This window comes from Cupriavidus sp. 207A1, assembly GCF_057798955.1.
The window spans coordinates 418,085-435,333 of record NZ_JBYOJO010000005.1; the positions used below are offsets into that span (position 1 = coordinate 418,085).

A 17,249-nucleotide genomic window follows, 5' to 3' on the forward strand; every position below is an offset into this window, starting at 1 on the left:
ATAACAAGTGAGAACGCGAGAGAACGATGACTGAAATCATTGCCCTGGCACGCAATGTCGTTGCCACCGAGATCCAGGCGTTGGACCGAATGTCCAGCCGCTTCGATGCCGGATTCGAGAAGGCAGTCGAGACCGTCCTGCAGGCACGCGGCCGGGTGGTGGTGGTCGGCATGGGGAAGTCTGGACTGATTGGCAAGAAGATTGCCGCGACCATGGCGTCGACCGGTACGCCGGCATTTTTCGTGCATCCGGGAGAGGCCTTCCATGGCGACCTCGGCATGATCAAACCCATCGATGTAGTGCTGATGATCTCCAACAGTGGAGAAACGGAAGAACTGATCCGCATCCTGCCGTTTCTCGACCATCAGAACAATCCGGTTATCGCGATGACAGGGAAAGTGCATTCGACGCTGGCGCGGCACGCGGATGCGGTGCTGGACATTTCGGTCGAGCGCGAGGCGTGCAACAACAACCTGGCGCCGACCAGTTCGACCACCGCGACGCTGGTAATGGGCGATGCCCTCGCCGTGGTGCTTTCGGCAAAGCGGCACTTCCAGCCGGAAGATTTCGCGCGATTCCATCCAGGCGGCAGCCTCGGTCGGAAGCTGCTGACCCGGGTGGCGGATGTCATGCACAAGGAACACCTGCCAGTGTGTCGTCCGGACGCATCGTTCCGAGACGTGGTGCATGTGATCAACCGTGGCCGCCTTGGCATGGCGCTGGTGATGGAGGGCGAGCACCTGCAGGGTGTTATCACAGACGGCGACGTGCGCCGCGCGTTCGACTCCGACCGCGACTACAAGGCGATCATGGCCAGGCACATCATGTCCACCGATCCCAAGACCGTATCGCCGGGCGAACGCTTCGCCGATGCGGAAGCGCGGATCCATGCCGCCAGGATTGGCGCACTGGTGGTGAAGGATAATGCGGACCGGGTCGTCGGCATTCTGCAAATCCACGATCTGGGAAGTGATGAGCCGGCCGTCTGAGGGCGCGATCGGCGTTCTTTCCCACGGCATTCGCCGTATTGAACACCTGGCCGCCTTCCTGGGCGCACCAGTGGCCCCGGTGCATCCGTGGCGAGGCGCCGCGGTAGCCTTGTCCGGCGTTGCCGCCTGGGGGCGGCGGCCCAGCGCCCGCAGGGCGCAGGCATTCGCGCAATCGCGCGGCATCGATCGCTTCCTGTGTCTCGAGGACGGTTTCCTGCGCTCGCTCCGGCCCGGAGCGTCCTCCCCGACCTGCTCGCTTGTGGTCGATGATCGCGGCATCTATTACGACGCCTCGCAACCTTCCGGTCTGGAGGCCATGATCGGCATGCCGCTGCTGCCGGCAGAGCAGCCAAGGGCGCGGCAACTGATCGAACGGTGGCGCAGCGCCGGCATCTCCAAATACAACCATGCGCAGGCCCCGTCAGCGCTGCCGGCACAGCCTTACGTGCTGGTCGTCGACCAGACCGAGAACGATGCTTCGGTACAGTTCGGCCAGGCAGACAGTGAAAGTTTCCGTCGCATGCTTGAGTCTGCGTTGAAAACCTACCCGAATTGCAGGATCGTGGTGAAGGAGCATCCCGAAGTCGCGCTCGGACGCAAGCGGGGCTATCTTGGCCAGATACTGGACCAAGGCCGTGAGGCGCGGGTGCAGCGGCTGCAGGGCGATGTGCACGTGGTGCCGCTGATCCGCAGCGCGTTCGCGGTCTTCGCGGTCACCTCGCAGGTCGGCTTCGAGGCGCTGCTGCACGGCAAGACGGTTCACACCTTTGGCATGCCATTTTATGCCGGCTGGGGTCTGACGATTGACGCGTTGCCTGCTCCCGGCAGGCGCCATCCCGTCTCTATGGAGCAACTGGCATTTGCCGCGCTGGTCCGATACGCTCGCTATGTCCAGCCGCATACGGGCGAGCGCTGCGAGGTGGAGGACGCCATCGAATACCTGGCGCTGCAACGACGGCTGTGCCAGCAGTTTCCGCGGTACTTGCATGCGATAGGCTTTTCCAGGTGGAAGCGCAAGATCCTGAAGGATTTCCTCCAAGGCCACGCAGTCACCTTTCATCGCAACCTGCGCACGGTGCCGAAAGGTGCGACGCTGCTGCGCTGGGGCCAGTGTGTCGATGCGACGGTGCGCGCCGATCTCGCAGTGATCACGGTGGAAGATGGCTTCCTGCGGTCTGTCGGTCTTGGCGCGCAACTGGCCCGCCCGTTGTCGTGGGTGTTTGATCGGTCAGGCATCTATTACGACGCGACACGCGAGTCCGACCTCGAACGATTGCTGGCCAATTTCGATTTCGATGCCGGAATGCTCGCGCGCGCGGCGCGATTGCGCGCATCGATCATTCACGGCGGACTGACCAAGTACAACGTGGGCTCAGGCAGCTGGAGCCGGCCCGCGGGCGTTGGCCGGGTGATGCTAGTGGTTGGCCAGGTGGAGGCTGATGCCTCGCTGCATTTGGGGGCACCCGCCATCCGCACAAACCGCGCGCTGCTTGCGGCGGTGCGTGCCGAGGAACCGGACGCGTACCTGATATACAAGCCCCATCCCGATGTCATGAGTGGCTTGCGTGGAAATCGTGACGAGGAGAGGGCGCTTGCCGCTCTATGCGACGAAGTGGTGCCGAACTGTCCGATGGACCGCGTCATCGACGCTGTCGATGGCGTCCATGTGCTGACGTCCCTAGCCGGGTTCGAGGCCCTGCTGCGTGGCAAACCGGTCACGGCACATGGTGCGCCGTTCTATGCCGGCTGGGGTCTCACGGACGATCGCTGCGAACTTCCACGCCGGCGTCGCCGCCTTTCGCTCGACATGCTGGTCGCCGGCGCGCTGATTCTGTATCCCCGTTATGTCTTGCGTGATGGTAGGAACGGCTTTGCGACCCCGGAAATTGCAGTGAATCACATCCTGTCCTGGCGCAACGAGGCGCCTGCCCGTCCCGCGGGCTTCCGGCGCTATTTGGTCCAGTTGCTGCTGCGTCCGTGGATGCGCTGGCGTGACGCCGCTGTGCGGCGGGGCAGCTTCCGCCACCGAGCGTCCGAAAATGCCACCCCCACTGAGCCACAGCGAAGTGCGGCGCATCGAAGGAATGCTGCGTCAGAACAATAAACGACTGCACCACAAAGAAAGAATCTCAAATCACGGAATACGAAAGCAGCAAGAGGGTCGCCGCAATGTTGTCGTTCAGGGAGCCATCGGGAAGCATCGGCCTGCCCGGCTTGTCGCCGGGGACCGGGGCGGCCGCGCCGCAGGATCTTGCCGTACCTGTCGCAATGGAACCGGCATCCCTGGACCAGATTGCCAGGCATCGGCGCATTCTGTTGCTGCAAGGCCCAAACGGCCCGTTCTTCGCGCGCCTGCGCGACCTGCTGGCAGCCAAGGGCTGCCAGGTCACCAAAATCAATTTCAATGGCGGCGACGACTTCTTTTATCGCCGCGGAGACATTGTCCGGTTCGTGCAGCCGATGGTGCAATGGGAATCCATGCTGCGCAGCCTGGTCGCACAGCGCCAGATCGAGGTGATCGCGGTATTCGGCACCAGCCGTCGTCACCACCGCATTGCTGCGAGGGTGGCCGAGCAGCTAGGCGTTGCATTCTGGGCGTTCGAGGAGGGTTACGTGCGTCCGGATTACATCACGCTGGAATGCGGCGGCGTGAATGCGGATTCCCCCCTTGCGCCGCTTGCCATTGCCGAAATTCCGGCGGTCAAGGTGCCGGCGAAACCTCGCAAGTTCCGGCATTCGTTCCGCAAGATGGCGCTGTACTCGTTTTGGTACTTTGCCGCCGGCATGGCGGGTACGCGTCGCTATCCGCATTATCAGCATCACAAGCCGTTTGGCATGCATGAACTGGTGCCGTGGATGCGGGCGGCATACCGCAAGCTGGTTTATCGCTGGCAAGAACGATCGCTGCGTGCACAGTTGCTGGCGAGCGACCATCCGCATTTTTTCCTGGTTCCACTGCAGGTCTACAACGATAGCCAAATCCAGGTGCACAGCCCCTGGAGCCGGATCGAGGACTTCATCGAATGGACCGCGTATTCATTCGCCGAGCATGCGCCGGCGGAGAGCGTGCTGGTGTTCAAGCACCATCCGATGGATCGCGGACATACCGACTACAGCGCCCTGATTGCGACATGCGCTGAACGCTTTGGTGTGCGCAGCCGTATTGTCTATGTCCACGATGCCCACCTGCCGTCGCTGCTGCACCGATGCATGGGTGTCGTGACGGTGAACTCGACGACAGGTCTGCAGGCCTTGTTCCACCGTGTTCCCGTCATTGCGCTCGGCCGCTGCTTCTATGCCAAGCCGGGTCTGACCTACCAGGGGACGCTGAATGCCTTCTGGAACGATCCTGGCGCTGTCGACATGCGCGTCTATACGCGCTTTCGCAACTACTTGGTGCGTGTGTCGCAGATCAACTCGTCGTTTTATGCGGACGACATGCTCGTGCCGCTAGCTTGGCATTGGCGCAAAGACCTGCCGAAGAAAAAACTGGTCCGACTGTTAATCGCCATGGGGCTGATAGCAGCGGATGCCTTTAGCGGTCGTAACTGGGAGATCGCCTCGGCCGTGAACGTGCTGGCCATGCTGCTGGACGCCTGAGCGATACGCTCGACGGCCTGGGGTCGCTGCGCCCCGCTGCGGGGGTGACAGGGCTTGATCGGAATCGGCCAGCCTTGACTTTAGCTCGTACGATATATATCGTAAGATATATCTAGCGACATAAAGGAGAGCCTCATGCATCACCATCCCCCGCATCACCGCGGCTTCGGCCCCTATCCCGAGTTCCTGGGCCGGGCTCGCCATCTCATGATGCGCCTTGCCCCGCACGTAGCTCATCACGCCATGGGCCGCGGCCACGGCAGCTTCTGGGGCGGTCGCGACGATGACGCCTTCGGTCCTGGAGGCCCTGGCGGCTTCGACGAGGAAGGCTGGCGCCGCGGGCGCAAGTTCAGCGCCGACGACCTGCAGTTGCTGCTGCTGTCGTTGCTGGAGGAAAAACCCAGTCACGGCTACGAACTGATCAAGGCGCTGGAAACGCGCACCAACGGCTTCTACAAGCCCAGCCCCGGCGTGGTCTATCCCGCGCTGACGTACCTGGAAGAAGTCGGCTATGCCACCGTCGACACCGAAGGCAACAAGAAGCGCTACCAGTTGTCGGAGACCGGCAAGGCGCATCTGGCGGCCAATCGCGAGCGGGTCGACGTGATGGTGGCGCGGCTGCGCCATGTGGCGCGCAAGATGGAGTGGATGCGCCGGGCGATGCGTGGCGAGCAGCAGCCCGAGCCGGAGCAGGGCGGCTGGCTGCCCGAGCTGATGCAGGCACGCGCCGCGCTGAAGCAGGCGCTGGTGATGCGCAGTGAAGCCAATGCCGACGAGCAGCGCCGCATTGCCGCGATCCTGGCGCGCGCGGCGGCAGAGATCGAAGCGGGCCCGCGGGCCTGAACCATGGCGCTGACCCTGGCATCGGCCTTCGGCAATCGTGCCCGGCAGGCGCAGGGCGCGCAGACAAGGAATTCCGATATGACGACCAACGCTACTGAACCCGCACGCAACCTGACCGTCGAGCGCGTGCGCCATCCGCTGAAGATGCGCCTGCTGCAGGTGGTGCGCACTACGCAGGTCTCGCCGCAACTGCTGCGCGTGACGCTGGGCGGCGCCGACCTGCAGGACTTTGTCTCGGCGTCGTTCGACGATCACGTCAAGGTGTTTTTCCCGGCTGCCGGCGATGACAAGCCTGTGCTGCCGCAGGTCACCGCGGACGGCATCGTGTTCCCCGAGGGCCAGCCGCGCCCGGCGGCACGCGACTATACGCCGCGCCGCTACGATGCGGCGAAGCAGGAGCTGGACCTCGAATTCGTGCTGCATGGCGACGGCCCCGCGTCGACGTGGGCGGCACAGGCGCGGCCTGGCCAGTACCTGGGCGTGGGCGGGCCGCGCGGCTCGTTCGTGGTGCCGACGGGGTTCGACTGGCACCTGCTGGTCGGTGACGATACGGCGCTGCCGGCGATTGCGCGAAGGCTGGAAGAGCTGGGCGCCGGCACCCATGCCATGGTGGTGGTGGAAGTGGGCGATGCCGCCGCGCAGATCCCGCTGCCGAGCGCCGCGAAGGCGGACGTGCACTGGCTGCATCGCGGCGATGCGCCCGAAGGCAGCCTGCTGGAAGGCGCGCTGCGCAAGCTGTCGCTGCCGCGCGGCGAGGGCTATGTGTGGGCTGCCGGCGAGGGCGCGGCGATGAAGGCCGTGCGCCAATACCTGGTCACGGAACGCGGCATCGACAAGAGGCGCATCCGCGCGTCGGCCTACTGGAAGCGCGGGGCGTCGGCGGTCCACGAGACGCTGGACGACTGAGCAACGCGGGCGGCCCGGTGTACGCGGGCGATGTGTTGCCATAAGATGGCAGGCATCGCTACTGCCTGAGGGGACTGCCGTGCTGACTGCATCCAAACCGTTGCGCGCTGCGGGCGCCGCGGCGGCATCCATAGCGCTGCTCGCCGCCTGTGCGCCGGACGCCGTGCGCAACCGCCAGGCCACCGACTTCAATGCTTATCTCGATTCGCTGAAGACCGCGTGCCCGAACATGATCGTCGGGACGAACAATGTCAGCGAGTGGCTGCGCGCCAGCGGCAGTCGCGGCGACGACGACTACGTCTACTGGCTGGACCAGACCTCGCGCCTGTACTACCAGCGCATCTCCGCGCAGCAGTACCGCGATTCGGTCAGTGCGGCGCTGGGTGGGCGCTCCGATTCCCCCGCGCTGGACTGCATCGTGCGCCATCTGCCCGCGAACCGGCCGACCGGTCTGCCGGGCGGCAGGCTCTAGGCAATCTGCACATGGCCGTTGTGCAATCTTTGCATCCCCGCTAACATGAGTCCCCGGCAGACGAGACAAAGTTTGCCGACGTCGCTCGGACGGTTCCGGGCGCTTACGTAAAGGACTCCCTCATGACTGCCGCTTCCTCCGGCAAGCGCCGCTTTGCGCGCATCGATCGCCTCCCCCCGTACGTTTTCAATATCACCGCCGAGCTGAAGATGGCCGCCCGCCGCCGTGGCGAGGACATCATCGACATGAGCATGGGCAATCCCGATGGCGCCACGCCGGCGCATATCGTGGCCAAGCTCACCGAAGCGGCGCAGCGGCCCGACACGCACGGCTATTCGGCATCCAAGGGCATTCCCCGGCTGCGCCGAGCGATCTCGCACTGGTATCGCCAGCGCTATGACGTCGACATCGATGCGGACACCGAGGCCATCGTCACCATCGGTTCCAAGGAAGGCCTCGCGCACCTGATGCTGGCCACACTGGATCGCGGCGACACCGTGCTGGTGCCCGATCCCAGCTATCCGATCCACATCTATGGCGCGGTGATTGCCGGGGCCGATATCCGCTCGGTGCCGCTGGTGCCGGGCATCGACTTCTTTGCCGAGCTGGAGCGCGCCATCCGCGGCAGCTATCCCAAGCCCAAGATGATCGTGCTGGGATTCCCGTCCAACCCGACGGCGCAATGCGTGGAGCTGGACTTCTTCGAGCGGGTGATCGCGCTGGCGCGCAAGCACGATATCTTTGTGGTGCACGACCTGGCCTACGCGGATATCGTCTTCGATGGCTGGAAGGCACCGTCAATCATGCAGGTGCCGGGCGCCAAGGACATCGCGGTGGAGTTTTTCACGCTGTCCAAGAGCTACAACATGGCGGGGTGGCGCGTGGGCTTCATGGTCGGCAACGCGGACCTGGTGGCGGCGCTGACGCGCATCAAGAGCTATCACGACTACGGCACCTTCACGCCGCTGCAGATCGCGGCCATTGCCGCGCTCGAGGGCGACCAGCAATGCGTGAGCGAGATCGCCGCGCAATACCAGTCGCGCCGCGACGTGCTGGCGCGCGGGTTGATCGAGGCCGGCTGGCCGGTCGAGATTCCGAAGGCCTCGATGTATATCTGGGCGCGGATTCCCGAGCCGTACCGCGCGCTGGGCTCGCTGGAGTTCTCGAAGCAGTTGCTGGCCAAGGCCAAGGTATCGGTGTCGCCGGGCATCGGTTTTGGCGACTATGGCGACGAGTATGTGCGCTTTGCGCTGATCGAAAATGAATCGCGCATCCGGCAGGCGGTGCGTGGCATCAAGGCGATGTTCCGCGCGGACGGGCTGGTAAAGCCGTCTTCGGCGGCACAGCCGTGATTCGGCGCGGCTTTCAGTAGCGACGCAGCGCGTCCAGGTCGAGCACGTGCACGGCGCCGTGCTCGACCGCCAGCAAGCCTTCGCCCTCCAGCACCTTGAGCGCGGCATTGGCCCGCTGGCGCGAAATCCCCGCGAGCAGGCCCACTTCCTCCTGCGTCAGATGCAGCGCCGGACCCAGGCCCGGGCACAGCACCGGATTGAAGAGCGTCGCCAGCGCCCGCGCGACGCGGCCTTCGATGCCGTGCAGCCGTTCATGCTCGACGGTGGCGATAAACAGGCCGAGCCGTTCGTTGAGCTGGTCGAGCAGGTAGCGGTTGAAGGGCAGGCTGGTCTCCTGCAGCCAGCGGAACGTGGCACCGGGCATGCAGGCGATGCGGGAATCGCGCAGCGCGACCACGTCATAGCGCAGCGCCTCGCGCTTCAGGAGCGACCCTTCTCCCAGCCAGCCTCCCGCCGGCACGCCAGTCAGCGTGGCACGCTTGCCGGACGGCGAGGCGCAATGCACCTTGACCAGGCCCTCGGCGACGCCCAGCCAGCTGTCGGCCCGGTCGCCCTTGCGGATGACATAGGCGCCTTGCGGCACCGCGCGCTCGCGCACCTCGGCGCGCACGCGGTCGCGTTGCTCCGGTGTCAGTGCCGCGGCCCAGGGGCTGCGCGCCAGCAGCGCGTCGAGGCTCACGGCCGCGCATCCGCTCAGCGGTGCAGGGCCAGCGGCTGCTCGCCCGGCGCCCACCACGGGCGGAACAGCGCCTGGACCTGGGCATCGTCGACCGCGTCATAGCTGGTGACGCGCCAGCGCGGGGCGTTGTCCTTGTCGACGATCAGCGCGCGTACACCTTCGACGAAATCGCCTTGCGCGAAGGTGTTGACCACCACCGCCAGTTCCATGCGGAAGCAGTCGGCCAGGTCCATCCTGCGCCCGCGCAGCAGCAGTTCGCGCGTGGCGCACGCGGACAGCGGCGAGCGGGTGCGCAGCACATCGATGGTACGGGTGGCCCATGCGGTGTAGGCGGGGTCGTCCTGGCAAGCCAGGCCGGCCAGGATCTCCGGCAGCGTGGCGTGCCCCGTGAAATGCTGCAGCAGGGCCGGCAGCACTTGCAGCAGCGGTGCTTCGGCGGCGCTGGCAACGGACTCGCGCACCAGCGCACGGCGCAGGTCCGCGAGCGTGTCATGGCCCCATTCGATGCCGGCAAGGGTTTGCTCCAGCCCGGCCAGTGTGGCGCTGTCCACCGCCGCATCGGCCAGTCCGCATAGCAAGGCGTCGGCCGCGCCGATGCTCACGCCGGTCAGGCCCAGGTAGAGCGCCAGCGGCAGCGGCAGCTTCGACAGGAAGTGGCTGGCCCCCACATCCGGCACCAGGCCGATGCCGGTCTCGGGCATGGCCACGCGCGAGCGCTCGGTCACCAGGCGCAGGTGCGCGGCCTGTGCCAGGCCCATGCCGCCGCCCATGACGATGCCGTCCATCAGCGCCACCAGCGGCTTGGGATAGCGGTGCAGGCGGTAGTCCAGCGTGTATTCGTCGATAAAGAAGCGCCGGTGCAGCGGCGTGCCGTCGCGGTAGCTGTCCGTCAGCGCGCGGATATCGCCTCCGGCGCAGAAGGCCTTTGGGCCCGCGCCCCGCAGCACCACCGCGCGGATGGCATCATCGTTGGCCCAGGCATCGACCTGCGCACCCAGCGCAACGATCATCGGGTACGACAAGGCATTGAGCTGGCGCGGCCGGTTCAGCGTGGCGATGCCGACGCCGTTGACCACCTGGAACAGCACCTCGGGCTCGGCCACATCCAGGTTAGCGGCCTTGGTTTCTTCGGTCAGGCGCATGGCGCGCTCCTAGGCGTTGCGCCATTGCGGCGCGCGTTTCTCGAGGAAGGCATTGACGCCTTCGCGCTGGTCGGCATCGTCGAACAGGTCGACAAAGCGCTCGCGCTCCAGCGCCAGCGCGGCCTGGCGCGGCACCCCCTGGCGCGCCAGGTGCACCAGCCGCTTGCTGTGCGCGGCGGCACGCGGGCTGACGTTGCAGGCGCGTTCGGCCATCGCCAGCGCGGTGGCAAGGGCCTGGCCGCGTGGCACGACTTCCTCCACCAGCCCGATGCGCAGCGCGGTGGCCGCGTCGACCCGCTCGTTGGTCAGGATCATGCGCTTGGCCCAGCCTTCGCCTACCAGCCACGGCAGCGTCTGGGTGCCGCAGCCGCACGGCAGCAGCCCTACGGCGGCTTCAGGCAGCGCCATCTGTGCCTGTTCCTCGGCGATGCGGATATCGCAGGCCAGCGCGCATTCCAGCCCGCCGCCCATGGCATAGCCGTTGATCGCGGCAATCACCACCGGCCGCGCGTTCTGCAGGGCCTCGAAAGCGCTGCCGAACTGCTGCGCCATCGCGCGCGCGTGGGCGCGGTCGCCCTCGGCAAAGCCGTTCAGGTCGGCGCCGGCGCTGAAGAATTTCTCGCCGGCTCCGGTGACGACCACCGCGCGGACTTCCGGGTTGCCATCGATCCTTGCCACCAGCTCGCGCAACTGTTGCAGGCCTTCGGCGGTGAACGCGTTGGCGGGCGGGCGGCTCAGCGTCAGCGTGGCGACGTGGCCGTGCAGGGCAAACTCGATCATTGCTGGCTCTCCTTGTCCGCGGCGGACTGGTACTGGCGGATCACGCCGGAAAAGTCGAGATGGCCGTCGCCGGCATGGCTTACCGCCTGGTAGACCTGCTGCGCCAGCGCGCCCAGGAACAGCGGCTGCTTCACGCTGCGCGCGGCGTCATTGGCCAGGCCCAGGTCCTTGAGCATCAGGTCGGCGCCGAAGCCGCCGCTGTAGCCGCGGCCGGCCGGCGCGGTTTCGATCACGCCGGGCCATGGGTTGCAGGTATCGGAAGCCCAGCAGCGGCCGGTGGAGGTATTGACGATGCCCGCCAGCACATTGGCATCGATGCCGAGCTTGACGCCCAGCGCCATCGCCTCGGAGACGCCGATCATGGAGATGCCCAGGATCAGGTTATTGCAGATCTTGGCGACCTGGCCGGTGCCGGTGCCGCCGCAATGGACCAGGTTGCGGCCCATGCCGGCCAGCACGGGGCGCACCTGCGCGAACAGCGCCTCGGAGGCGCCGACCATGAAGGTCAGCGTGCCGGCCTGCGCGCCGACGGTGCCGCCGGACACCGGCGCATCGGCCAGTGCATTGCCGTGGGCCTCGGCCGCGGCGGCCATTTCACGCACGGTGGCGGGGTCGATGGTGCTGGAGTCGACCAGCGGCACGCCCGGGCGCACGCCGGCGAGCACGCCGTCTTCGCCAAGGTAGGCGCTGCGCACGTGCGCGGCCGCCGGCAGCATGGTGATGACGAAATCCGCCTCGGCCACGGCCTTGCGCGCCGAGTTGGCGCTGCCGGCGCCCTCGGCGCACAGCGATGCCACCGCGGCGGCGTTCAGGTCGAATACGGTCAGCGTGTGACCGGCCTTGAGCAGGTTGCGCGCCATGGGCGCGCCCATGTTGCCCAGGCCGATGAAGGCGATATGCATGGGGTGTCTCCTTGCTACGGTTGTTCGCGTCCCGCGTGTTTTCTCCCCTCTCCCGCAGGCGGGAGAGGGGAGAAAACCGGCGGGAGGCGAGAATGCTGCCAGCCACTCATTACATCTCAGCGCTTACTTCAAGCTGATCGTCGTATTCACCCCATCATTCACCGTGGCGTCGTCAAACCAGCGCGCCGTCACCGTCTTGGTCTGCGTGTAGAACTGCACCACCTGCTTGCCGTACGGTCCCAGGTCGCCCAGCTTGGAGCCGCGCGAGCCCGTGAAGCTGAAGTAGGGCACCGGCACCGGGATGGGAATGTTGATGCCAACCTGGCCGACGTCGATCTCGCTCTGGAACTTGCGCGCCGCGGCGCCGCTCTGCGTGAACACACCGGTGCCGTTGCCGAACGGGTTGCGGTTGACCAGCGCGATGGCGTCGTCCAGCGTGTCGACGCCGATCACCACCAGCACCGGTCCGAAGATCTCTTCCGTGTAGATCGACATGTCGGTCTTCACGTCGGTGAAGATGGTCGGGCCGATGAAGTTGCCCTGCGGATATCCCGGGACTTCCACGCCGCGACCGTCCAGCACCAGCGTGGCGCCTTCGCGCTCGCCGGCGGCGATCAGGCCGAGGATGCGCTCCTTTGCCGCGACCGAAACCACCGGGCCGACATCGGTGCCGGGCTCGGCGCCGGCACCGACCTTTAGGGTCTTGGCGCGCGCCACCAGGTCGGGCACCCAGTCACGCGCCGCGCCCACCAGCACCACCACGGACGTGGCCATGCAGCGCTGGCCGGCCGCGCCGAAGCCGGCGCCCGCCAGCGCATTCAGGGTCTGCTCCTTGTGCGCGTCGGGCAGCACCACCGCGTGGTTCTTGGCGCCCATCATCGACTGCACGCGCTTGCCGTGCGCGCCGGCGAGGTTGTAGACGTGGGTGCCGACGGCGGTGGAACCGACGAACGACACCGCCTTGATGTCCGGGTGGGTGCACAGCGCGTCGACCACGTCCTTGGCGCCGTGCACCACGTTCAGCACGCCCGGCGGCACGCCGGCTTCAAGCGCCAGCTTGACCAGCTCCATGGTCGACAGCGGATCCTGCTCCGACGGCTTGAGCACGAAGGTATTGCCGCAGACGATCGCCATCGGGAACATCCATAGCGGGATCATCGCCGGGAAGTTGAACGGGGTAATGCCGGCGCAGACGCCGATCGGCTGCTGCAGCGTGTAGGTATCGACGGTCGCGGCCACGTTCTCGGCAAAGCCGCCTTGCTGCAGCGTGCCGATGGAGCAGGCGTGCTCGACCACCTCCAGCCCCCGGAAAATGTCGCCTTCTGCATCGGCCAGGGTCTTGCCCTGCTCGGCGGTCAGGATCGCGGCGATGCGCTTGCTGTGTTCGCGGATCAGCGCCTGGAAGCGCAGCATGACGCGCAGCCGCGCGCCGATCGGCGTGTGGCGCCACGTAGCAAAGGCGCGGTGCGCGGCGCCCACGGCTGCCGCGACTTCGCTGGCGGTGGCGAGCGGCACGCGCGCCAGCACCTGCTGCGTCGCGGGGTTGACCACGTTGCGGAATTCGGTGGCGGACGAGTCCACCCATTCGCCGTTGATCAGCAGCGGTACGGTCGGCACGGCGGTGGCGGTGTTGGGCACGGCAGTCATGGTTGTCTCCGGAGGGTGTCGTTGTGCAGGGGAAGAGGGGAGTAGAGGGGGTCAGAGGCTGCGCGCGATCAGCATGCGCTGGATCTCGCTGGTGCCTTCGTAGATCTGGGTAATGCGGGCGTCGCGGTAATGGCGCTCGACCGGATAGTCTTCAAGGTAGCCATAGCCGCCGTGGATCTGCAGCGCCTTGGAGCACACGCGCTCGGCCAGTTCCGACGCATACAGCTTGGCCTGCGAAGCTTCGGACAGGCACGGCACGCCGTCGCTGCGCATGCGTGCGGCGCGATGCACCAGCAGCCGCGCGGCATTCAGTTCGGTGGCCATGTCGGCCAGCATGTTGGCGATGGGGGGATGCTCGCGCAGGGCGCGCCCGAACTGGACGCGTTCGGATGCGTAGCGGCACGCGGCCTCGAAGGCCGAGCGCGCGATGCCGATCGCCTGCGCGGCGATGCCGATGCGTCCGCCTTCCAGGTTGGACAGCGCAATGCGCAGGCCCTCGCCAGGCTCGCCCAGCAGCGCGTCGTGCGGGACCACGCAGTCTTCCAGCGTGATCGCGCAGGTGTCCGAGGCACGGATGCCCAGCTTCTTTTCCGGTGCGTGGACGATAAAACCGGGCGTGTCGGTGGGAACCAGGAAGGCGGAGATGCCCTTCTTGCCGCGCTCCGGTTGGGTGGCGGCAAACACCACCGCCACGCCTGCGCGCTGGCCGTTGGTGACGAACTGCTTGCTGCCGTTGAGCACCCAGCCGTTGTCGGTGAAGCGGGCGCGGCTGCGCAGGTTGTGCGCCTCGGAGCCGGCCTGCGGTTCGGTCAGGCAGAATGCGCCGATCAGCTCGCCGCTGGCCAGCCGTGCCAGGTAGCGCTCTTTCTGCGCATCGGTGCCGTAGTGCAGGATCGGCCCGCAGCCGACCGAGTTGTGCACGCTCATCATGGTCGCACAGGCGGCGCAGCCGGCGGCAATCTCTTCGATGGCGAGCGCATAGGCGACGTAGTCCGTATAGGTGCCGCCCCATTCTTCGGGCACGATCATGCCCAGCAATCCCAGCGCGCCCATTTCGGCGACGACCTCGTCGGGAAGGCGGCCGTCGCGGTCCCATTGCGCGGCGCCGCCGGCCAGCCGTTCGGTGGCAAAGGCGCGCGCGCTGTCGCGGATCATGGTTTGCTCTTCGGTGTAGTCGCTGTGCATGGCAGATTGGGTTGGCGTTTGGAGCCGCGCTGCAACTCAGGCAGAATGCGCGCTCGGCGTTTGACCTGCGGGCAGTGTAGGAACGCCCGGGGCCGGCTCCTATGCCAAAATCCGCCAATCTTCGTGAACTCGTTTGCCACCCGCCAGCGCCATGGAAAAAGGCAGTGTCGCCATCTGTTTCGTCCACCACGCCATTGCGGGGCTGCGCGCGCGCGGGATTGACCCGGATCCGGTGTTGCGCAGCGCCGGGATTGCGCCGGCGCTGCTGGCCGTGCCGCAGGCGCGGGTTTCGGCGGCCAGCTACAGCGAGCTGTGGCTGGCCGTGGCCGCGGCGCTGGATGACGAGTTCTTCGGCCAGGATTCGCGCAGCATGAAGTGCGGCAGTTTTGCCATGCTGTGCCATGCGGTGGCGGGCAGCCGCACGCTGGCGCAGGCACTGGAGCGCATCACGCGGTACTTCCGGCTGCTGCTCGACGATATCGGCGTGCGGCTGGAGCGCCATGGCGACGAGGCCGCGCTGGTGCTGACCGCACCGGGCGCGCACCTGGGGCGGCAGCCCGGCGTGTTTGCGCAGGAGACCATGCTGATCATGCTGCATGGCCTGATGAGCTGGCTGCTGCGGCGGCGCGTGCCGGTGCGGCTGGCAGCGTTCGCCTATGCCGAACCGCCGTACAGCGCGGAGTATCGCGTCATGTATTCGCGCCAGCTGGCCTTCGCGCAGCCGGCCACGGCGCTGGTGTTCGACGCGGCGCTGCTGGACCAGCCGGTGCGCCAGGACGAGCGCAGCCTGAAGGCGTTCCTGCGCGACGCGCCGCACAACGTGGTGGTCAAGTATTCGGACCGCAGCAGCATGGGTGCGCGCGTGCGCCGGCTGCTGCGCAACCAGCGTCCGGATCAATGGCCGACCTTCGAAGACCTGGCTGTCAGCCTGAACCTGTCGGCCTCGTCATTGCGGCGCCGGCTGATGGAGGAGGGCGTGAGCTACCAGGACCTGAAGGATGCGCTGCGGCGCGACCTGGCGATCGAGGCGCTCAGCCATTCCGGTCGCCCGGTCGCCGATATCGCGGCCGAACTCGGCTTTGCCGAGCCCGGTGCGTTCCACCGGGCCTTCCGGCGCTGGACCGGGTCGCGCCCGGGGGCCTACCGCCGCGTGGCGGAAGGCTGAGTGCGGGGCTACAGCTGCGTGGCGTGGTGCCGGATGTGGTCGGCGATAAAGCTGGTGATGAAGTAGTAGCCGTGGTCGTAGCCGCTGTGCCGGCGCAGCGTCAGCGGCTGGCCCACGGCCTGGCAGGCCGCGGCGAATGCGTCCGGATGCAGCTGGCTCTGCAGGAACTGGTCGTCCAGGCCCTGGTCGACCAGGATGCCGGCCGGGAACGGCGCACCCTGCTGGCGTGCCATCAGCTCGCTCGCGTCATACTGCGCCCAGGCGGCGCGGTCGCTGCCGAGGTAGCCGGTAAAGGCCTTCTCGCCCCACGGGCAGCGCGACGGCGCGGCGATCGGCGCGAATGCCGACACCGAGCGGAAGCGCTGGGGATGGCGCTGCGCCAGCACCAGCGCACCGTGCCCGCCCATCGAATGCCCGAAGATGCCGACGCGCGCGGCATCGCCCGGCAATGCGCTGGTCACCAGTTCGAACAGTTCTTCGGCGACGTAGCTTTCCATGCGCCAGTGCTTGTGCCATGGCGCCTCGGTGGCATCGACATAGAAACCCGCCCCCACGCCGAAGTCCCAGGCATCCGCTTCGCCCGGCAGGCCCGCGCCGCGCGGGCTGGTATCCGGTGCCACCAGCATCAGGCCGTGCTCGGCGGCAAACCGCTGCGCGCCGGCCTTGATCATGAAGGTTTCTTCGGTGCAGGTCAGGCCGGCCAGGTAGAACAGCACCGGCACCCGTGCGCCGGCCTGCGCCTGCGGCGGCAGGTAGACCGAGAAGCGCATCGGCAGCCCGATCGCCACCGAGTCATGGCGATAGAAGCGCTGCACGCCGCCGTGGCAGCCATGTTGAGAGATCAGTTCCATGTCGGCGCCGTCCTCAGTACAGCACTACCGAGCGGATCGACTCGCCGCGCTTCATCAGGTCGAAGCCTTCGTTGATGCGCTCCAGCGGCAGCGTGTGCGTGATCAGGTCGTCGATATTGAGCTTGCCTTCCATGTACCAGTCGACGATCTTCGGCACGTCGGTGCGGCCGCGCGCGCCGCCGAAGGCGGAGCCTTTCCACTCGCGCCCGGTCACCAGCTGGAACGGACGCGTCGAGATTTCCGCGCCGGCCTCGGCCACGCCGATGATGATCGACTTGCCCCAGCCCTTGTGGCAGCACTCCAGCGCCTGGCGCATGACCTGCGTGTTGCCGATGCATTCGAACGAGTAGTCCGCGCCGCCGTCGGTGAGCTGGATGATGTGGTCGACCACGCTGTCGACATCCTTGGGGTTGATGAAATGCGTCATGCCGAACTTGCGCGCCATCGCCTCGCGCGCCGGGTTCAGGTCGACGCCGATGATCTTGTCGGCGCCCACCATCTTCGCCGCCTGGATCACGTTAAGCCCGATGCCGCCCAGGCCGAACACGACCACGTTGGCGCCGGCCTCGACCTTGGCGGTGAACAGCACCGCGCCCACGCCGGTGGTGACGCCGCAGCCGATGTAGCAGACCTTGTCAAAGGGCGCATCCGGGCGGATCTTCGCCAGCGCGATCTCCGGCACCACGATGTGGTTGGCGAAGGTCGAGGTGCCCATGTAGTGGAAGATGGGCTTGCC

At 66.8% G+C, this 17,249-nt stretch carries 16 protein-coding genes; 8 read left to right on the forward strand and 8 right to left on the reverse strand.

Annotated elements, in window-relative coordinates:
• Positions 1-26: 26 nt before the first annotated feature.
• The 7 genes from AC3FMM_RS12165 to alaC all read left to right on the forward strand — a co-directional run bounded on the left by AC3FMM_RS12165 (position 27) and on the right by alaC (position 8,162).
• Entirely contained in the window at positions 27-989 is a 963-nt protein-coding gene (locus AC3FMM_RS12165; RefSeq protein ID WP_116314338.1) for a KpsF/GutQ family sugar-phosphate isomerase, read from the forward strand.
• Positions 973-3,093, forward strand: a complete 2,121-nt coding sequence (locus AC3FMM_RS12170) for a capsule polysaccharide biogenesis protein (protein ID WP_488686676.1) — start codon at positions 973-975, stop codon at positions 3,091-3,093. The genes AC3FMM_RS12165 and AC3FMM_RS12170 overlap by 17 nt, the downstream gene beginning before the upstream one ends.
• A gap of 65 nt (positions 3,094-3,158) precedes the next feature.
• Positions 3,159-4,589 (forward strand): capsule polysaccharide biogenesis protein, encoded by a 1,431-nt coding sequence (locus tag AC3FMM_RS12175; protein ID WP_488686677.1) that lies wholly within the window; start codon positions 3,159-3,161, stop codon positions 4,587-4,589.
• 135 nt (positions 4,590-4,724) lie between these two features.
• On the forward strand, positions 4,725-5,432 hold the full coding sequence (locus tag AC3FMM_RS12180) for a PadR family transcriptional regulator (protein WP_414247737.1): 708 nt from the start codon (positions 4,725-4,727) through the stop codon (positions 5,430-5,432).
• 78 nt (positions 5,433-5,510) lie between these two features.
• Entirely contained in the window at positions 5,511-6,338 is an 828-nt protein-coding gene (locus AC3FMM_RS12185) for a siderophore-interacting protein (RefSeq protein WP_488686678.1), read from the forward strand.
• Between the two features lie 79 nt (positions 6,339-6,417).
• Complete coding sequence (locus AC3FMM_RS12190; RefSeq protein ID WP_115683057.1) at positions 6,418-6,810, forward strand: hypothetical protein; 393 nt, start codon at positions 6,418-6,420, stop codon at positions 6,808-6,810.
• A 122-nt stretch (positions 6,811-6,932) separates the two neighbouring features.
• The gene (alaC, locus tag AC3FMM_RS12195) at positions 6,933-8,162 is read left to right on the forward strand and encodes an alanine transaminase (RefSeq protein ID WP_488686679.1); all 1,230 of its coding nucleotides are present in this window, start codon (positions 6,933-6,935) and stop codon (positions 8,160-8,162) included.
• A gap of 13 nt (positions 8,163-8,175) precedes the next feature.
• Here alaC and AC3FMM_RS12200 read toward each other — a convergent pair whose 3' ends face one another.
• The 6 genes from AC3FMM_RS12200 to AC3FMM_RS12225 form a co-directional block, all read right to left on the reverse strand.
• Positions 8,176-8,841: a Crp/Fnr family transcriptional regulator gene (locus AC3FMM_RS12200; RefSeq protein WP_115683055.1), complete on the reverse strand. Its 666-nt coding sequence runs from the start codon at positions 8,839-8,841 to the stop codon at positions 8,176-8,178.
• 14 nt (positions 8,842-8,855) lie between these two features.
• A complete protein-coding gene (locus tag AC3FMM_RS12205) occupies positions 8,856-9,983 on the reverse strand; it encodes an enoyl-CoA hydratase/isomerase family protein (RefSeq protein ID WP_488686680.1) in 1,128 nt (375 codons plus the stop codon).
• A gap of 9 nt (positions 9,984-9,992) precedes the next feature.
• Positions 9,993-10,763: an enoyl-CoA hydratase gene (locus tag AC3FMM_RS12210; RefSeq protein WP_488686681.1), complete on the reverse strand. Its 771-nt coding sequence runs from the start codon at positions 10,761-10,763 to the stop codon at positions 9,993-9,995.
• Positions 10,760-11,665 (reverse strand): 3-hydroxyisobutyrate dehydrogenase, encoded by a 906-nt coding sequence (gene mmsB / locus AC3FMM_RS12215; protein WP_488686682.1) that lies wholly within the window; start codon positions 11,663-11,665, stop codon positions 10,760-10,762. The genes AC3FMM_RS12210 and mmsB overlap by 4 nt, the downstream gene beginning before the upstream one ends.
• 123 nt (positions 11,666-11,788) lie before the next feature.
• On the reverse strand, positions 11,789-13,312 hold the full coding sequence (locus tag AC3FMM_RS12220) for a CoA-acylating methylmalonate-semialdehyde dehydrogenase (protein ID WP_115683051.1): 1,524 nt from the start codon (positions 13,310-13,312) through the stop codon (positions 11,789-11,791).
• A 51-nt stretch (positions 13,313-13,363) separates the two neighbouring features.
• Complete coding sequence (locus AC3FMM_RS12225) at positions 13,364-14,497, reverse strand: acyl-CoA dehydrogenase family protein (RefSeq protein ID WP_488686683.1); 1,134 nt, start codon at positions 14,495-14,497, stop codon at positions 13,364-13,366.
• 151 nt (positions 14,498-14,648) lie between these two features.
• Here AC3FMM_RS12225 and AC3FMM_RS12230 point away from each other — a divergent pair, with 151 nt between their 5' ends.
• Entirely contained in the window at positions 14,649-15,662 is a 1,014-nt protein-coding gene (locus AC3FMM_RS12230) for an AraC family transcriptional regulator (RefSeq protein ID WP_116314346.1), read from the forward strand.
• 8 nt (positions 15,663-15,670) lie between these two features.
• Here the strand turns inward: AC3FMM_RS12230 and fghA are convergent, their stop codons facing one another.
• Positions 15,671-16,513: an S-formylglutathione hydrolase gene (gene fghA, locus AC3FMM_RS12235; RefSeq protein WP_488686684.1), complete on the reverse strand. Its 843-nt coding sequence runs from the start codon at positions 16,511-16,513 to the stop codon at positions 15,671-15,673.
• Between the two features lie 13 nt (positions 16,514-16,526).
• Positions 16,527-17,249 (reverse strand): zinc-binding dehydrogenase (locus AC3FMM_RS12240; protein WP_488686685.1); only part of this gene is annotated, 723 nt, incomplete at its 5' end.